Origin of the sequence: Sporosarcina sp. P2, from assembly GCF_002743255.1 — a bacterium.
GTDB lineage: Bacteria > Bacillota > Bacilli > Bacillales_A > Planococcaceae > Sporosarcina.
The window spans coordinates 19,095-36,940 of record NZ_PDYY01000005.1 but is presented as its reverse complement, the minus strand read 5'-3'; the positions used below and the strand labels follow the sequence as shown (position 1 = coordinate 36,940).

Here is a 17,846-nt window from a genome sequence, read left to right as displayed (position 1 = left end):
CTTATTAAGAGTATACATCCCTTACTAAACGTTTGTCAACGCCTATTAAGAACGTAATTCATTTAGTAACTGTTGGAAATTTTCAGGCAATGGTGCAGTAAACTCCATATATTCATCCGTTGTAGGGTGATTAAACCCAACAGTACCCGCATGCAGTACTTGACCGCCAAAATCGATTGTTTTTCTTTGGCCGTATTTAGGATCTCCTACCAGGGGATACCCAATGTATTTCATATGCACACGAATCTGGTGAGTTCTACCTGTTTCCAGACGACATTCAACCAATGTATATGCGCCAAAACGTTCTAGAACCTTAAAGTGTGTAACAGCATTTTTCCCGTCATCCACGACCGCCATTCGTTGACGATCACGCTTGTCACGTCCGATTGGTGCATCTATTGTGCCGTTATCATGCGGAATATGTCCGTGAACTAAAGCAGTATATACCCGATTAACCGATTTCGCGACGAGCTGATTAACTAATGAAACATGCGCTTTATCATTTTTTGCTACCATCAATAACCCCGAAGTATCTTTATCAATACGGTGTACGATACCCGGTCGCATGATACCATTGATGCCTGATAAATCTGTCACCTGGTACATCAATCCATTAACTAGAGTACCACTTACATGCCCCGCCGATGGATGAACCACCATTCCTACAGGTTTGTTGACAACCAATACATCTTGATCCTCGTATACGATTTCAAGTTGTAAATTTTCAGCTTCAACATCATACTCCTCGATTTCTGGCTGCTCGACAGTAAGCTTATCGGCTGTCTTGACTTTATAGTTCGGCTTAACTGCACTGCCATTTACCTTAACATGTTCTTCTTTCACCCATTGCTGGATTTGTGTACGGGACCAGTCCGGTTGAAGGGTAGCCAATGCTTTATCTATTCGATTGCCTGTAAGTTCTTCAGTTATTTCATATTCAATTCTTTCCATTAGGACACCTTTTTCTTTTTCTTTTTTTCGTCAAGTATTACGTGTAACAAAATAAGTATGACAGCAATTGTCAATGCGGCATCCGCCACATTAAATATCGGAAAATCATAATGTATTACAGGAATCAATACGCTGATGAAATCCACTACTTCTCCCCTTACTAGTCGATCGATAAAGTTTCCAATCGCACCGCCTAGCAATAGCATCAGACTCATACCTAGTAGTCGGTCCTTTTTACCTTCTGTATGGAAGAAGTAAACAATAGCTACTACTACTACAATGGTCACTATAAAAAATAACCACATCTTCCCTTCAAGCATCCCCCATGCAGCACCACGGTTACGGTGAGAGAGCAACGCAATATAAGGATCTAGAACAGAAATATATTCACCTAACTCCATATTTTTTACGACTAGCCATTTCGTCAATTGATCCAAGCCAATGACCAGTGCTGCGATTGCATAATAAACGATCACTTCATTACCCTCCGTCCAGCTAATTTCTTCTTTAGTTTACCACAAAAACACGTCTTTCATTATGTTTGTTAGTTCAACGATTCAAAAAAGCCATCATCATCCACGAATGAATGATGATGGCTGCGACATCAAAATTACTTACGCATAATTTTCTTTCACAACAGTCGCGCATCGTGTACATAGTGTTGAATGTTCTGCATCTTCTCCAACCGTTTTAGAGATTGTCCAGCAACGCTCACATTTTTCACCTTCAGCAGGTTCTACCAAGACCGTTGCATGATCTAGTTTCAATGCATTCGGTAAATCTGCATCTGTACTCTCTTCAAAGTCCGAGACGATGAAGAATTGTGCAAAGTCGATATCATCAGCTTGCAATATGCCGCGTTGAATTTCAGGCAACACAACAGTCACTTTTGCCTCCAATGATTTCCCAATTACTTTCGCGTTTCGCGCTTCCTCAAGAGCTTTCAAGACATCATCACGGATCTCCATCAAGTTATCGAAGCGCTCACGAAGCGTGTCCGCTACTTCACCTTTATGATCAGCTTCAGGCATATCCGTCAATTGGACACTATCTTCTTCAACGTACTGAATGTTTTTCCACATTTCATCTGCAGTGTGTGGCAAGATTGGTGTGATGAGCTTGACAAGTGTAATCAATGTATCATACATCACTGACTGCATTGCACGACGATCTGGATGATCCGCAGCTTCGATATAGACCACATCTTTCGCAATATCCAAGTAAAGTGAACTTAGTACACCTGTACAGAAATTATTGATTGCGTGGTAGACCGTAGGGAAAGCATACTGATCGTACGCTGTAAGAACTTCCTCGATCAAATCCTGCAACTTCACGTAGACATACTGATCAATTGCACGCATATCATTAAATGCTACACGATTTGTAGCCGGATTAAAGTCGGCTACGTTACCATGCAAGAAGCGAATTGTATTACGGATCTTACGATAAACTTCCGAAACTTGCTTAAAGTTCGAATCAGATACACGAACATCAGCTGTATAGTCTACAGACGATACCCAAAGACGTACGATATCCGCACCAAGCTGATTGATCACTTTCGAAGGGACGATGACATTCCCTAGAGACTTGCTCATCTTTCGACCATTTTTGTCCAATGTGAAACCATGGCTCAAGATGCCTTTATATGGTGCAATACCATTGATGGCTACGCTCGTTGTCAATGAAGAGTTGAACCAACCACGATATTGATCGGAACCTTCAAGATATAAATCTGCTGGGTAACGGAGATCGTCACGTTCTTCCAGTACACCTTGATGTGTAGTACCCGAGTCGAACCAGACATCCATAATATCGGTTTCTTTCGTGAATTCGCCATTCGGGCTTCCTTCATGTGTATAGCCTTCTGGCAATAGTTCTTTAGCAGAACGTTCGAACCAGACATTTGATCCATTCTCGCGGAATAAATCTGCTACATGACTGACCGTTTCATCTGTAAGAATGACCTCACCATTTTCCGCATAGAATACCGGAATCGGAACACCCCATACGCGCTGACGAGAAATACACCAGTCGCCACGGTCACGGACCATATTGAATAAACGTGTTTCTCCCCAAGCTGGCGTGAACGAAGTAGTTCGGATGGCTTCGAGTAAATCACTTCTGAAAGTTTCAATAGAAGCGAACCATTGTGCAGTCGCACGGTAGATAACCGGCTTCTTCGTACGCCAATCATGCGGATACGAGTGAGTGAAGAATGACAATTTTTGAAGCGCTCCGACTTCTTCCAGCTTTTCAGTCACCGCTTTATTCGCATCCTCATAGAACATACCTGTGAAAAATGGTGCTTCATCTGTCATGACACCGCGGTCATCAACCGGAGATAATGCATCGATTCCATATTGCTTGCTCACGTAGAAGTCATCTTCACCATGACCTGGTGCTGTATGGACACAGCCTGTACCTGCATCTGCCGTAACATGCTCACCTAACATGATTAATGAATCACGATCATAAAACGGATGTCTTGCAACAATTCGGTCTAGTTCTACGCCTTGAATTTCTTTTTCGATCGTGTACTCTTCCCATTCAAGCTCTTTCGCCAAATACTCGACTAAGTCCTTTGCAATTACAAACTTCTCATTCTGTACGTTTACTACAACATACGTAAATTTAGGATGAACGGAAATTCCTAAGTTTGCAGGAATGGTCCAAGGTGTTGTTGTCCAGATTAGGAACTTCACATCATGCTCCAGTACACCTTTCCCATCCGAGATTGGGAAGCTGACATATATGGAGGGAGACTTTTTATCCTGATATTCAATTTCCGCTTCCGCCAAAGCAGTTTCACTTGAAGGAGACCAGTAGACAGGTTTTAGTCCTTTATAGATGTATCCTTTTTTAGCCATTTCACCAAACACTTGTATTTGACGTGATTCAAATTCAGGCTTCAGTGTGATGTATGGATTCTCCCAATCTCCACGAACCCCTAAACGCTTAAACTGCGTTCGCTGATTGTCAATTTGTTGTAGGGCATACTCTTCACACATTTTACGGAATTCAGCAGTACTCATTTTTTTGCGATCAATCTTTTTATTTACAAGTGCTTGCTCAATCGGCAAACCATGTGTATCCCAACCTGGAACATATGGTGCGTGGAATCCAGACATCGATTTATAACGAATGATAAAGTCTTTTAACACTTTGTTCAGTGCGTGACCCATGTGTAAGTCACCGTTCGCATAAGGCGGTCCATCATGCAATATGAAGAACGGACGGTCTGCGGTACGTTCTTGAACTTGCTGATAGATATTCTTCTCATTCCACTCTTCCTGTATTTTCGGCTCATTATTTGGCAAATTTCCACGCATAGGGAAATCAGTTTTCGGCATAAGCAATGTATCTTTATATTCCATTATAATTCCTCCTTAAAATATGGGTAATTCTTTTATTGCTATAGAAATGAATTCGGCTAGCTCAAGCGCTCAACTGCTTAAGAAATCAGAAAAACCCCATCCCAAAAAGGGACGAGGTTCATTCTCGCGGTACCACCCTACTTGCAATCGCATAAAGCAATTGCCGCTTAGACACTAGTAACGGCAGTGTGAGACCGAGAACCAAGATCTATATAAAGGTTCTAGCTCAGGAGTGATTTTCGTTTTTGATTCACCACCGGGCTTACACCATCCCCGGCTCGCTATGGGCAAAATCAGAAAGTACTTTTTCCGTCAACGCTTCTTCGTTTCAATTTACTTTTCATTATAAAAATGTGTTCGAAAGTTGTCAAGCTTCTTTCGTCTGCTTCACTAGCTCTTCATCTAAACTATCTATATTCGGAATATCCAACTCTTGCTCAGCTACACTTTCGACACTGGATGTATCCAATTCATACTTCAACAGGTCATCCCAGTCTTCAGTATTGATCATATCTAGCTGTGCTTCTACCATCATCTTGAAACGGCTTTTGAATACTTTTGATTGTTTCTTCAACACTTCAACTTCAAGTGCAATCTTTCTTGCCTGCGCAAGTGCGTCGTTAACAAGGCGGTCCGCATTCTTTTCTGCTTCAGAAATGATTAACTTTGATTCTTGAATAGCATTTTTCCGAACATCTTCTGCAGCCTCTTGTGCAATCAGAATGGATTTTTGCATCGTTTCTTCTATTAAATTAAAGTGAGTAATCTTCACTTCATTATCAGAAACCGTTTTTTCAAGTTCTTCATTTTTCTTCAGGACGTTTTCATAATCCTTCATCAATTGTTCTAAAAATGCATTCACTTCATCTTCATCATAGCCACGAAATTTCGTATTAAACGTTTTGTTATGTATATCCGTAGGGGTTAAAGCCATAATACGCTTTCTCCTTTCAGTATGCTTACATAGTTTACAGTGTGATTGTGTTTACTACTTGATTAAACACTACTTTTCTTAATTTATCAAGGATTCAATTCAGACTAGTGCACCGATCATCACTCGAATTTTATCTTTCTTTGTACGTCCTTCGATACTCGTGATTCTAAAGCGGCCATACCCTCTAATTGACAGGACATCATATTCTTCCACTTCAAACGCTTGTTGGTCAATCATAGCCCAATTCACTTTAACTTTCTCCGCCTTAATAAGAGACGAAGCTTTAGCTCTTGAACTGTTTGTTAATGTTGCTACAATGGTATCCAAACGCAATGAACTAACGATATGCAGATCTTCCGTCCACTCTTCTCTTACGTTAATAAAATCTTCCGTATTTGGAACTGGCTCTACTGAAATTTTCACTTTACCTACTTGCGTGAAATGGACGTGAATGTATTCAGATACCTCCTGAGCAACCGCAAATTGCACTGTCTCTTCAGTTAGTCGAATATCACCAAATCGTGAACGCTCAATTCCAACAGACAGTAAGGAACCAAGGAGCTCGGAATGTTTCATTGTGACGAATTTTTGTGGATAATTCACTTTATATACACTGATTTGAAAATCCTCTTTAGTTGGGGTGTAATAATCTGGATAGATTAGCACACGCTGTCGTTCAGCCTCGTTAAAGCCACCTCCTGCTGTCAAAGTGAGATCTGAATTCCTCACCATGGATTCCGTTATGAACCGCTGACGTGGATCCATAAACTCTGTTAGCTTGGGTGCATACGTATCTTCCACTTCTTTCACCCAACTATTCACTTTTTCAATAAATGGTTGTTCTTCTTTACGAAAATGTTGAAATATTGAATCCATTCTATTTCTTCTCCTTATATAAAAAAATCCTCACCTTGTGAGGATTTCCGAATTCAGTTTAGGATATACTTAACTTACTAATGCTTGGAAGATCATCAAATAAATCTGTCCAATTCCTCTGCTGATTAATTGTAAAGACAGCAATGCGACAATCGGTGAAAAATCAATCATACCAAATGGAGGTATGAACTTACGGAAAAAGCCTAAATAGGGTTCAGCTACTTTTCCTATAAGCTGCCCAAATTTTGTTTCTCTTGTGGAAGGAACCCATGACATTAAAATATAAATGACCAACAGAATAGAATATAATTGCAAGGCCCCAGAAATAAATAAATACGAGTTGTTTAATAATGCGATCATAATAACATGTACACCTCATTCAAATTGTTCAACTTTCATTGGCTGAAAGCTCTAAGTTTCGTAGCCTATCGTTCTTGTTGTTCAGATAGAAACTCCGTAATTTTACCAGCTACTTCTACGTTGTCAGGTGCACATAGGAATATATCTGCGCCAATTCGTTGAATGTCGCCACCGAGGGCATAAACTGTACCACTTAAGAAATCAATGATACGAAATCCTTGATCACGCTCTATCTGCTGTAAGTTCACGACGACAGAACGGCGATTCTTCAGATGTTCTGCAATGTCCTCTACTTCTGCATAAGAACGCGGCTCCAGTAGAATGACTTTTGACGATTTTTGAAGACTTTGTAGACTAATCACAGGGGCTTGTGTAGATGAAGGTTTTTGCGGAGAGGCTTGAAGACGACCATTGACAGCTCGTTTCTTACCTCCTAGCTTCTTCATCTCTTTGCGAGCCATTGCTTGTTCACCTTTTGTAAGTTTACTTTGAGATTTCGGTTGTTGAACTAAATCTTCTTCCTGTACCCAAAACATTTTTTCCAATCGTTTTTTAAGGCTCATTCAGTTTCCTCGCTTTCTGATCCGGCCAATGCAGTGCCGATGCGTATATGAGTTGCACCTTCTTCTATTGCGATTGTAAAGTCATTGGACATACCCATGGACAGTTTTGTACACGGTGCATAGGGTAATCCTTTTGTTGCGATTCGATCTCGTAGTTCACGTAGAGAACGAAATGTGTTGCGAACTACTGATTCATCATCCGTGTTTGGTGCCATCGTCATCAGTCCAATTACATGAATGTTTTCATAAGCCGCCAATTGTTCAAAGAATAGATCTACTTCACCCGGTGTAATACCTGATTTAGACTTTTCACCTGAAACATTGACTTGTACAAAACAATCTAGCGGCTTACTTGCCCGCTTGTTCACTTCTTTCGCAAGGCTCATACGGTCAAGCGAATGAAGGCAGTCAATCGTGTCGATTAATTCTTTTACTTTGCGCGTCTGTAAGTTACCAATAAAGTGCCAATTGACTGGATCTTCAATCGTTTCTTGTTTATCAAGTAATCCTTCGAGGCGATTTTCTCCTAAGTTCTTAATCCCAATATCTAGTAGCGATTGCGCTCTAGCGGAAGATACTTGCTTCGTGACGGCTATTAACGTGATGTCGTCCGGGCTGCGATTTGACGTTTCACATGCTTCGTTTATCTGGTTTTGTATAGTTTCTAGTCGTTGTTCTATTTGTCCCATATTATCACTACTTTTCATCAGCTTTATTTCATTGTATCAATTTGGGCACTATATATCAACGATAAGTCATTTATTGAGCCTTTTATTCTCAATCAAGATAATATCTTTACCGATCGTCATGACGTCATTGTAATTGATTTTTTGAACACCTTTTGACTTGCTGTCTGAGAAAAAGGAGCGTTCAAGTTCTCCTATATGAAGTTGCGCAATTTCTCCTTTTTCGATGTCAATTGTGGCATCTTGAACAAAACCGAGGAAAGACCCTTTTTTCAGTTCAATCACTTCTTTTTTCTGTAAGCTGGAAAAACGCATAGTTTCCCCTCCTTCTTTCATACTATGCATAGGGCATTTTAATGAGAACGTAAAAAATCACTTCACCAATTAGTAAATATACAGAGAAATAAGGCTAGTGGGTTGGGATTTCCGTCGCAGATGTGGACGCTTTCCGGGGCACAATCTGAGCCGCTTCCACCGCTACGTGCAAAGATGTGCTCCTAACGCTTCGCTTTTACTCGCGAAAGCCGTACTTCGCAACGGCTCTCGCTCAGTCCAGGGTCTCAAGATTGTGCTGATCCCCAGGAGTCGCCACCTCTTCCACTGCAATCCTACCGTGAGACTGCGATTAGTTTTAAACGTCATTGAAATTGGCAAGTGACTTAGTGACGCCTTATTACTTATTTAAATTCAAAATCTGTAAAGGCCTGAAGCTCAATGAGCGCTTACAACGCAGGTATGATCACTTAATTGCTTCTAAGAGCGTTCACCTAATGAATATGATCGCTTGTTGAGATCATTGAGCGGTCGTGAAGTTGCTATGATCACTTAGACGAATCTATGAGCGCTTGCGTATTGGGTTTGGGTTTGGGTTTGGGTTTGGGTTTGGGTTTGGGTTTGGGTTTGGGTTTGGGTTTGACTATATCTCCTCCCATCTATATCCAGAAAAAAAGTGAATCGGAGTGGAACGCGTCCGCCTGGAACGCAGAGTAACGTTGCCTTCCCCTCACCCACTCACTTCGCCAACAAAAACAAAAACTGCCTCCCCACGTTTATGTGGAAAGGACAGTCTCTGTATATCAATTACTATTTCTTCTGCTCAATTCCAAGCCGAATCTGCTCCATCGCATGCTTCTCAATTCTCGAAATTTGCGCTTGCGATATCCCGAGCTCCTTGGCAATTTCAGTTTGCGTCTGACCGAGGTAAAATCGTTTGGATACGATTAGCTGTTGACGTTCGTCCAGCTCGCTCATTTTATCTTTAATGGATACGTAGTTCATCCAGCGATCCTCTGATACTCTTTGATCATGTAGCTGATCCATCATATAAATTGGATCACCGCCATCGCTGTTCATTGGCTCATGCAACGACATGGGGTCTTGTATGGCATCTAAGGCGAAGAGTATATCTTCTTCCGGTATGCCGGTGATTTTCTCGAGATCTGAAATTCTTGGTTCGTGTTGATGTTCGTTGACATACTGTTCTTTTGCCCTGATTGCTTTATAAGCGATATCACGTAACGATCTGGATACACGAACGGCATGATGATCACGAAGATGTCGCTTTATTTCTCCAATGATCATCGGCACAGCGTAGGTGGAAAACCGGACATTATGTTTTAAATCAAAATTGTCTATGGCTTTCAACAACCCAATACAACCAACTTGGAATAAATCATCAGCCTGCTCTCCACGATAGTTAAAGCGTTGAACAAGGCTAAGTACGAGACGTAAATTCGCAAATACCAATTCATCTCTAGCAAATTCGTCACCGCTTTGCAAACGGATGAATGTCTCTTTCATCACATCTGCAGTTAATAAAGGCAGCTCGGACGTATTGATGCCACAAATTTCTACTCTTGTACGTACCATTGGCTCTTCCTCCGCATTCTATAGGTGAGTGTACAGAGTAGTGTGTCCTCAACTCTTTAGAATATGCGAATTCACGAATCGCCAATTTCTGCCGAAAAGTCCAGTTATGAAATTGGCTGATTTAGTCGATCTCGAAGCTCAGAGATGATTTTCTTTTCCAATCTAGATATATAAGACTGTGAAATACCGAGAAGATCCGCCACTTCTTTTTGTGTCATTTCATTCGTTCCCATCAGTCCGAATCGTTGCTCCATAATATAACGTTCTCTTTCATCTAAAATGGAAATCGCATCGATCATATACTGCCGCTCCAGCTTTTTCTCAACATCGTCTATAATAATATCTTCATCCGTCCCCAAGATATCTGAAAGAAGTAACTCATTGCCATCGGCATCCGAATTTAACGGCTCATCAAATGAGATCTCTGAACGAATTCGATTCGTTTTACGCAAATGCATTAAAATTTCATTTTCAATACAACGGGAAGCATATGTCGCAAGCTTAATATTTTTATCCGCTTTAAATGTTTCGATTGCTTTGATCAATCCGATAGTTCCTATACTAATAAGATCTTCAATATTCGTGTTCGTATTATCGAAGCGCCTTGCGATATAGACAACGAGACGTAAATTCTTTTCAATCAATGTATCCCGTGCCGCAGCATCTCCATTCATTAATGCAGCAATCATTTTAGCTTCCTGCTCTTTATCGAGAGGCTTAGGAAGAGATTCATGTCCACCAATATAAAATATGCCGCCTTTTCGTCTGAAGAATCCCGCAATATAAGAAACCCATTTCTTTACTTCTATCAACATATAGCCGTTCTCCCTTCTTCTTTTAGTACATCCATCGCACTCATTTGCAAAATAGCCGCTGCACCTTGAGGGTATTGATGCTGTTCTTTCGTCAAGACGATATATCCTACAGGCAATAACTCTCCTTCGAGCAACCAGCTATCATACTTGATTCCGACAGCCCACGAAGCACCTTGAACAGTCTGCAATCGTATTAACCGAAGACTCTTTTGATAAGTAGCAGGGAAACTGGCCAAGTCTGGAGATTTTTCAGGGTTCCAGGACACTAGTGCTGAAGCGAAGTCGACTGGCAGCTGTTCTTTGATTGCCGAAAAGCCGATAAAATGTACAGGATCTCCTGACAATGGTTCTACGCAATGATTACCCGTATCGATGAATACCTTAAGCGGAATAGATTTTTCCCATAAATTTAATTCTGAGTCAAGTGTAAAACTCATTAACTTATTCATCATGCGTGTGTCAATCCATTTATGCTTCACGATGTATAACGATAGATATGTTAGACCAATCGCTACGAATAAAAAGCTCTGATTTACGCTGACACTTATCTGAGCATAGATCAAGGTCAACATTCCTCCTGCAAAGAAAGCTGCGATCAGTACAGCGAGGATCGAACTTTTCCAACTACTAAACGTTTGTCCAAATGCAATATACGTCATTCCTAAAAAAGTGAAGATCATCGCTAGCAAAGAATACGGGAACAATGTAATAAAGAAGGCACCGAGAAATGCCGCACTCCATAACCTCCTTTTGCTCGTTTGATGATTTCCCACTTTATTAGTGAACGATAGGATGGCGTAGTTAAAGAGCATATTGATCCCTATCATCAGTTCTCCATACATATGCCGGCCTCCTTACAAACAGATTATCATGGCTTTAATGAAAAACCTGTCGGGCTTTGGTTTGTTTCCAATAAAAACTTCGACATATTTTTAAATGCGTAGAGTCATCACGGGATGTTGAAATCAAAAAAGCTTCCCGCATGAGAATTTCATCTCTTGCGGGAAGCTAGTTCTATTTATTATTTACGACGCGTACGATTACGTAAGAACGTAGGGATGTCCAGTTGTTCTTCGTGCTGATGCTGATTAACCTGTGGCTGTCTTGGCTCAGCTTGTTGTTCGTAACGTGGTTGCTCTTCATACCTGCTTTGTGTTGGCGGTTGCTGTTGTACAGGTCGTTGTGGACGAACGCCCCCCGTTACACCAGCACCACGTTGTCTTGATGGAGCTAATTGTTCTTCGTTAAATCCTGTCGCGATGACTGTTACGATGATTTCATCCTTCAAATCGTCGTTGATGACAGAACCGAAGATCATGTTAACGTTTTCGTCTGAAGCAGTGGCAACAATATCGGCCGCTTCCTGTACTTCAAACAAGCTCAAGTTCGAGCCACCTGTAATATTCATTAGGACACCTTTGGCTCCATCGATTGATGTTTCAAGCAATGGACTAGAAATAGCTTTTTTCGCTGCTTCCGCTGCACGATTTTCACCGGTAGACATACCAATACCCATCAATGCAGAACCTTTGTTGTACATAATTGTTTTCACGTCAGCAAAGTCGAGGTTGATCAATCCAGGTACTGCAATCAAATCCGAGATACCTTGAACACCTTGGCGCAATACATTGTCAGCTTCTCTAAACGCTTCAAGCATAGGAGTGTTTTTATCTACAATCTCTAGCAACTTGTCATTCGGAATAACAATTAGCGTATCGATTGCTTCTTTCATGCTTGCAATACCGCCAGCTGCCGAAGTAGATCTCTTTCTCCCCTCAAAAGTGAACGGACGTGTGACCACGCCTACTGTTAATGCACCAATATCTTTGGCGATTTGAGCAATAACTGGTGCTGCACCCGTACCCGTTCCGCCTCCCATACCAGCTGTAACGAAGACCATATCTGCTCCACGTAAAGCTTCTTCGATCTGCTCTTTACTTTCTTCAGCTGCTTTTTTACCTACTTCAGGGTTAGCGCCAGCGCCTAGTCCTCTAGTCAGCTTTTCACCGATTTGTAGTTTGATTTCAGCCGATGATAATTTCAATGCTTGAGCATCCGTGTTAACCGCGATAAACTCTACGCCTTGCACTCCATGTTCAATCATACGGTTTACCGCATTGTTTCCGCCGCCGCCCACTCCAATAACTTTAATTACCGCTAATGCATCTATGTTCGTCTCAAATTCAAGCATTGATTTTCCTCCTCTAAATTATCTGCAATTCCCCGTCTAACATAATGTTTTACTCAAAGAAATTGTCGAATACTTTTTTAGCGCGTTTCATGAATCCTTGACCTTTTTCTTTCTTCGGTTTAACTGGCCGAGCTACAGGTTCCGCAACTTCATAAATGGAATCTGGCGTTTGAGGTGCCCCAACCTGCTCTTCTTCATAACCGAAGAACACATCTTCCATATACGCATAGCGAATCAAGCCAACCGCAGTAGAATACATTGGCTCACGGACACCAATATATTCTGGTGTGTACAATCTAGCTCTTGTTTTAAAGACATCACGAGCCAACTGTAAAATTCCGTCCAGTTTAGCCGTACCGCCTGTGATGACGATACCTCCAGGCAAGTCACGGATGCCTGTTGCATACAAATCTTCGAGAATCAATTCGAACAATTCTTCAAGACGTGAACCGATAACATCAGAGATATATCGCTGGCTATATTGATCTTTTGCATCTGACCCTACTACTGGCACTTCAAATAATTCTTCGTCTGAAGCATCATCATAATAGGCATGTCCATACTGATGCTTAATCATTCTTGCTTGTTCTGTAGGTGTTTTTAAGACGATCGACAGGTCTTTTGTAATATGGTCTCCGCCAACAGGTAATACAGATGTACTAATCAAACGATTTTCAGCAAACACCGAAACCGTAGTTGATCCTCCGCCAATATCAATAAAGGCAGTTCCATGATACATTTCATCTTCGGATAATGCGAATGTACCTGCCGCTAATGGCTGCAAATAAATTTCGCGTATTTGTAAACCAGCTTTTTCTACACAGCGTAAAATGTTATGTAGTTGAGTTTTGGACGTCGTAATTAACGTTGCGTCCATTTCCAATCTTACTCCCATCATACCACGGGGATCTGTGATTTCATCATAATCATCGACAATAAATTGCTTTGGCACCAAATTGACGAATTCTCTTTCGGGTGGAACATTCATTACTTGTGATGATTTCATAACTCTTTCTAGGTCATCATCTGTGATTTCACGATTTTCAGAGTTCACTGCCACAACGCCTTTGACGTTTTGGAACTGGACGCCATTTGCAGGTATGCCAAGAACTACTTCTTCAATTTTCAAGCCTGTCATTCTTTCAGCCTGTTCAATCGCTTTACGGATTGACTGGACAGTGGCATCAATATCAATAATTGTTCCTTTGCGAATTCCAGCAGATTGAACATTTCCTACACCGATTACATGCAGGGCATTTTGATCCATCTCCCCAATTAAGACTTTAATTGTGGATGATCCTATATCAAGTGATACGTAATGATTTGATTTACTCAATTATTGACACCTCCTTAATGTAACTAGTAACTTCCATTCTATTGTATTATGACTGCTTTGTCTAAATATTTTCAACACCCTCTTCTAAAAACATGTAATATTACGTATTTGTGTCGGAATTTTTGTTTCTCCCCGTCCATTTTGCGAGCAGGATTCTTCTGATGACCGCGATGTTTTGGAATAATCGTACACCAAAAGCGAAAACTGCTGCCAAATATAAATCAACACCTAAGTGTACACCAATAAAAGCAAGTGCTGCTGCCAAAAGTATATTGAAGAAAAATCCGCTGACGAATATTCGATCGTCATACACTTGCTGAAGATAGGCTCTGATTCCACCAAATAGTGTATCAAATGCAGCGAGAATCGCAATAGTTAAATAGTTATTATAAACTTGCGGGATCTGTATATCCGAGAGCAAACCTAGTGAAACGCCAAGGAGGAGCCCAAGTAAGGGTAGCCACATATTGTCATTACTCCTTTGTTTGTTCTTTTAAAAATCGATTTTCAAAACCGCCCGTCCAGCCTTGTAACGTAATACGGTCCGTTGGTTCACTAATGGTCAAAATTAAGTCGTCCAAATAAAACTCATCTTGAATAGTAGTTGTCAATAATTGATTATACAACTCTTCACTTGCTTCCTTCGAAGGAGAAACGACTTTAATATTGAAAGGTGGTGTAGAAACCACTTCCCCACTGACTGTCAGATTACCATTGATATCCCGAATCCAACTCAATGTAGTAAAGCGTTTGCCGTCAATCTCCAACTCATTACCTTGTTGTTGATTCACCACATTAATAAACCAAGCCAGCAGTTCAGATGATACTGGCTTTATTTCATAACCAAGCGCAATACTTTCTGGAGATGGCGCGACTTCTATTACAAATCCTGGACCAGTGGTCGGCATGAATCCCGCTTGTTTATACAATTTATCCAATGTATCTTGCAACACATTTGCTGCATTCGCTTCGGGTGATGCGTTATAAGCAGCAAGCGTCTGGTCAATTCCTCTGATTTCTTCTAAAAGTTCAGAGTGGATTTTCTTTTCACTTGATAATTCTTTACGTATAGCCCATAAATCCCGTGTATCTCGCGGAGATGTGGTATTCATCGTGTTATATTGTAAAGCCAATACAAATCCCACTATACCGAGAATCAACGTGAACTTCCAGTGTGTTTTTTGCTTCACTCTACCCCCCCACAATCCCTCATACTTCGTCACGAATCGCAGGTAGTTGAACTTCCTTCATTTCTTCTAATGTGACGACGATATTATCTCTCAACAAGCCATCTATAACACTGCCTTTTAAATGTAGGGCCGGTGATAGCACTTTCGGATCTCCTACTGCTTCTATAATAAAAGGTGCTGGAAACGTTCTACCATCAACCATAATAACAGGGCCTGTACATTTTATGTACGAATTCGAATTAATCCGTTGCCCGTTGATTGTCATTCCTTGCGCACCTGCGATTTTCAATTCATTGATTACACGTAAAACGTGACTCTCATGGACGATATAATCATTCGGATTTTGTATTGAAGGATCATAGTCCGCATCTTCCAATGTCACTTTTATCCCCGCACCTTTTGACGGAATATCGCCAAGCAATAATCTTAAATCTCGTGCTTTTTCTACAAGGACCGCATGATTTTTTTCTTTGTCGGAGAAATCCTGTTCAAACGAATGCACTTTTTTCTGCTTCTCTAGTAATTCATTCGTCAATTCCTTATTTCTTTCTTGCTGTTCGATTAAATCTGCCCGATACTGTTCTTCTTGCTGAAATAAATTGGTTTGCTCTAAATCCAGCATTTGTTGCTTACTGCCAATTGTACGGTAGGAAAACGCAAGCATGAAGCCTAGGACTAGAAATACGATGGATAGCACTAATTGCTTGCCGCGTTTCTCTCTAGTTTTCTTCAGTTTTTTGCTCACTTTCTTCCTCCTTATTCGTTTCTACATCGACCGGTTTATTTTTTGTTGTATTTGACTCTTCAGTAGGCTGTGGGATCTCCACATCTATCGGTACTGGTTCTTTGTAGAAATCTGTATAGGTTTTAAAGTACACGCCAATTTCAATATCTAGAACGCCTTTTTCTTCTTTAGGCAATTGAGCGATGATATCCGGATAGTAGGACATTTTATCAGCGAAGCCTAGAATTACCGCATGAACTTCATATCCATCACTCATAAATACGTCAATTTTTTCTTCTCCTTGATAACGAAGCTCTGACAGGAGTTCGAAAACTGTACTATCCATCATTTGTAGTTCATTGATCATTCGTTCCGTCACTTCAGGATCGGTAAAACCTGATAGAATGGGGGCATGCGAAAGGATATCTGGATCGGTAGTTTCTAAGCGTTCACCATTTTCCAACAATAGATCATATTGTCCTTTATTCTCTATAAAGGCAACCGGTTCCCATTCTGTAACATGAATAGAAACATCATTATAAAAATCACGGTTCACCTGAGCATCCTTCACGCCAGGAATTTTCTTGATATTTTTTTCTATATCTTTAGCACGGAACCCCCATAGTGATTGCCCCTTATACAATCCACTCTGATCTTTATACTCCTCACCTTCGTGTAAAACAGTCTCATTAATGGATATATTCGAAACATCGCTTAATGAAGATTGGAAATACAACAAGGCAAGAAGAACAAGGACGAATATCACGACTAGCAAAAGAAAGCTCATATTGGCCTTTCTTCTGCGTTTTTTACGCATGGATGGAATCCGATCTTCAATATCTATTATTTTTTCCACATCCTATTCTCCCTTCATCCTGCCCTTTTATTCGCAGAGTAGTGTAAAATTGTTCCAACGGCAAGCCAAGTGGTCAACAGCGAGGATCCTCCATAACTAATGAAAGGCAACGTCACCCCTGTCACAGGCAGCAACCCTGAAACGACTCCCATATTTAAAAACGTTTGGAAAGTTACCATGGACACCATACCGGTGACAATTAAAAAAGAATTCCAGTTGTTCAGCCGAATCGCTATGCCGAATGCAGAAGCGAACAACAAGATAAACAGCAATACGATAGACGCTGCACCAATAAAGCCAATTTCCTCCGCAATGATTGAAAAGATAAAGTCATTTTGAGGTTCAGGCAAGTACAAAAACTTTTGACGACTATTCCCGAAGCCGTGACCGAATAATCCGCCTGGGGCAATTGCAAATAAGGATTGAATACTTTGAAATCCCGTACCGAGAGGGTCATTCCACGGATCAATGTAGGATTTAATTCGATCCAAACGATACGGTGCAGCTAGAATGAGTGCGATAAAAGCACCGATTCCTGAAACGAAAAGAAAGATAAAGAATGACAATGGATAGCCCGCCAAGAAAAGAATGACAAAAGCAGACACGATCATGATGACGGCCGATCCGAGGTCTGGTTGCAACATAATCAACGTGGCAGGTAATAAAATCCAGGCAAAATGTTGCCATTGCCAAGACTTTTCTTTGTGCTTCTTCATACCGCTGGCTAACTTCCCAAGTAAAGCCACCTTCACGAATTCTGCTGGTTGTAAACTGATCGGACCGAACGCGATCCAGCTTTGAGAACCATTTCTCACCGCTCCAATACCTGGGATCAATACAGCTATCAACATAAGAATTGAAGCGATATAGCAATACGTCCAGAATTTGGGATGTGATGTTAACGGACTTTTGACTAGCACATAAGCAACTGCCAAGGAAATAATCATATAAATGCCTTGCTTGACAATAAACGGAGAAGAATCTTGATAATGAACTTCTCCCCAATAAGATCCTGCCGATTGTACAAAAACTAATCCAATCAAAGACAATAGTAAGGCGGTTGTCAAAAAGATTATTCGGTAGGTTCTCTCCAGCGTTCGCATCCTTCCTCAAGTTAATCA

19 protein-coding genes and 1 other annotated feature are annotated in these 17,846 nt (G+C 40.9%); all 19 genes read right to left on the bottom strand.

The window, feature by feature from the left end; all coding sequences use genetic code 11:
• Positions 1 to 45 precede the first annotated feature (45 nt).
• The 19 genes from CSV67_RS06880 to ftsW all read right to left on the bottom strand — a co-directional run bounded on the left by CSV67_RS06880 (position 46) and on the right by ftsW (position 17,828).
• Positions 46 to 951, bottom strand: coding sequence for an RluA family pseudouridine synthase (locus CSV67_RS06880; protein ID WP_099630862.1), 906 nt, complete (start codon positions 949 to 951; stop codon positions 46 to 48).
• Positions 951 to 1,427, bottom strand: coding sequence for a signal peptidase II (gene lspA, locus CSV67_RS06875; RefSeq protein ID WP_099630861.1), 477 nt, complete (start codon positions 1,425 to 1,427; stop codon positions 951 to 953). Before lspA ends, CSV67_RS06880 begins: the two co-directional genes overlap by 1 nt.
• Positions 1,428 to 1,565: 138 nt before the next feature.
• Positions 1,566 to 4,325 (bottom strand): isoleucine--tRNA ligase, encoded by a 2,760-nt coding sequence (ileS, locus tag CSV67_RS06870; protein WP_099630860.1) that lies wholly within the window; start codon positions 4,323 to 4,325, stop codon positions 1,566 to 1,568.
• A 104-nt stretch (positions 4,326 to 4,429) separates the two neighbouring features.
• Positions 4,430 to 4,650: a binding site (T-box leader), on the bottom strand.
• A gap of 42 nt (positions 4,651 to 4,692) precedes the next feature.
• Positions 4,693 to 5,259, bottom strand: coding sequence for a DivIVA domain-containing protein (locus CSV67_RS06865; RefSeq protein WP_099630859.1), 567 nt, complete (start codon positions 5,257 to 5,259; stop codon positions 4,693 to 4,695).
• A gap of 99 nt (positions 5,260 to 5,358) precedes the next feature.
• The gene (locus CSV67_RS06860) at positions 5,359 to 6,135 is read right to left on the bottom strand and encodes a YlmH family RNA-binding protein (RefSeq protein WP_099630858.1); all 777 of its coding nucleotides are present in this window, start codon (positions 6,133 to 6,135) and stop codon (positions 5,359 to 5,361) included.
• A 69-nt stretch (positions 6,136 to 6,204) separates the two neighbouring features.
• Positions 6,205 to 6,495 (bottom strand): YggT family protein, encoded by a 291-nt coding sequence (locus CSV67_RS06855; protein WP_099630857.1) that lies wholly within the window; start codon positions 6,493 to 6,495, stop codon positions 6,205 to 6,207.
• Positions 6,496 to 6,560: 65 nt separating this feature from the next.
• Positions 6,561 to 7,058, bottom strand: coding sequence for a cell division protein SepF (locus tag CSV67_RS06850; RefSeq protein ID WP_143560692.1), 498 nt, complete (start codon positions 7,056 to 7,058; stop codon positions 6,561 to 6,563).
• Entirely contained in the window at positions 7,055 to 7,747 is a 693-nt protein-coding gene (locus CSV67_RS06845) for a YggS family pyridoxal phosphate-dependent enzyme (RefSeq protein ID WP_233192574.1), read from the bottom strand. The genes CSV67_RS06850 and CSV67_RS06845 overlap by 4 nt, the downstream gene beginning before the upstream one ends.
• A gap of 66 nt (positions 7,748 to 7,813) precedes the next feature.
• On the bottom strand, positions 7,814 to 8,059 hold the full coding sequence (locus tag CSV67_RS06840; protein WP_099675178.1) for a PRC-barrel domain-containing protein: 246 nt from the start codon (positions 8,057 to 8,059) through the stop codon (positions 7,814 to 7,816).
• A 768-nt stretch (positions 8,060 to 8,827) separates the two neighbouring features.
• A complete protein-coding gene (gene sigG / locus CSV67_RS06835) occupies positions 8,828 to 9,613 on the bottom strand; it encodes an RNA polymerase sporulation sigma factor SigG (protein ID WP_085133171.1) in 786 nt (261 codons plus the stop codon).
• Between the two features lie 104 nt (positions 9,614 to 9,717).
• Complete coding sequence (gene sigE / locus CSV67_RS06830) at positions 9,718 to 10,428, bottom strand: RNA polymerase sporulation sigma factor SigE (protein WP_099630854.1); 711 nt, start codon at positions 10,426 to 10,428, stop codon at positions 9,718 to 9,720.
• Positions 10,422 to 11,270 (bottom strand): sigma-E processing peptidase SpoIIGA, encoded by an 849-nt coding sequence (locus tag CSV67_RS06825; RefSeq protein ID WP_099630853.1) that lies wholly within the window; start codon positions 11,268 to 11,270, stop codon positions 10,422 to 10,424. Before CSV67_RS06825 ends, sigE begins: the two co-directional genes overlap by 7 nt.
• A gap of 179 nt (positions 11,271 to 11,449) precedes the next feature.
• Positions 11,450 to 12,619: a cell division protein FtsZ gene (gene ftsZ, locus CSV67_RS06820; RefSeq protein WP_099630852.1), complete on the bottom strand. Its 1,170-nt coding sequence runs from the start codon at positions 12,617 to 12,619 to the stop codon at positions 11,450 to 11,452.
• A 49-nt stretch (positions 12,620 to 12,668) separates the two neighbouring features.
• A complete protein-coding gene (ftsA, locus tag CSV67_RS06815; RefSeq protein WP_369802722.1) occupies positions 12,669 to 13,886 on the bottom strand; it encodes a cell division protein FtsA in 1,218 nt (405 codons plus the stop codon).
• A gap of 169 nt (positions 13,887 to 14,055) precedes the next feature.
• Complete coding sequence (locus CSV67_RS06810) at positions 14,056 to 14,421, bottom strand: small basic family protein (protein ID WP_099630850.1); 366 nt, start codon at positions 14,419 to 14,421, stop codon at positions 14,056 to 14,058.
• Positions 14,422 to 14,428: 7 nt separating this feature from the next.
• On the bottom strand, positions 14,429 to 15,145 hold the full coding sequence (locus CSV67_RS06805; protein ID WP_099630849.1) for a DUF881 domain-containing protein: 717 nt from the start codon (positions 15,143 to 15,145) through the stop codon (positions 14,429 to 14,431).
• A gap of 19 nt (positions 15,146 to 15,164) precedes the next feature.
• Positions 15,165 to 15,890, bottom strand: coding sequence for a DUF881 domain-containing protein (locus tag CSV67_RS06800; protein ID WP_099630848.1), 726 nt, complete (start codon positions 15,888 to 15,890; stop codon positions 15,165 to 15,167).
• Positions 15,865 to 16,725 (bottom strand): cell division protein FtsQ/DivIB, encoded by an 861-nt coding sequence (locus tag CSV67_RS06795; RefSeq protein WP_099630847.1) that lies wholly within the window; start codon positions 16,723 to 16,725, stop codon positions 15,865 to 15,867. The genes CSV67_RS06800 and CSV67_RS06795 overlap by 26 nt, the downstream gene beginning before the upstream one ends.
• Positions 16,726 to 16,739: 14 nt before the next feature.
• Positions 16,740 to 17,828, bottom strand: coding sequence for a putative lipid II flippase FtsW (ftsW, locus tag CSV67_RS06790; RefSeq protein ID WP_099630846.1), 1,089 nt, complete (start codon positions 17,826 to 17,828; stop codon positions 16,740 to 16,742).
• Positions 17,829 to 17,846 lie beyond the last annotated feature (18 nt).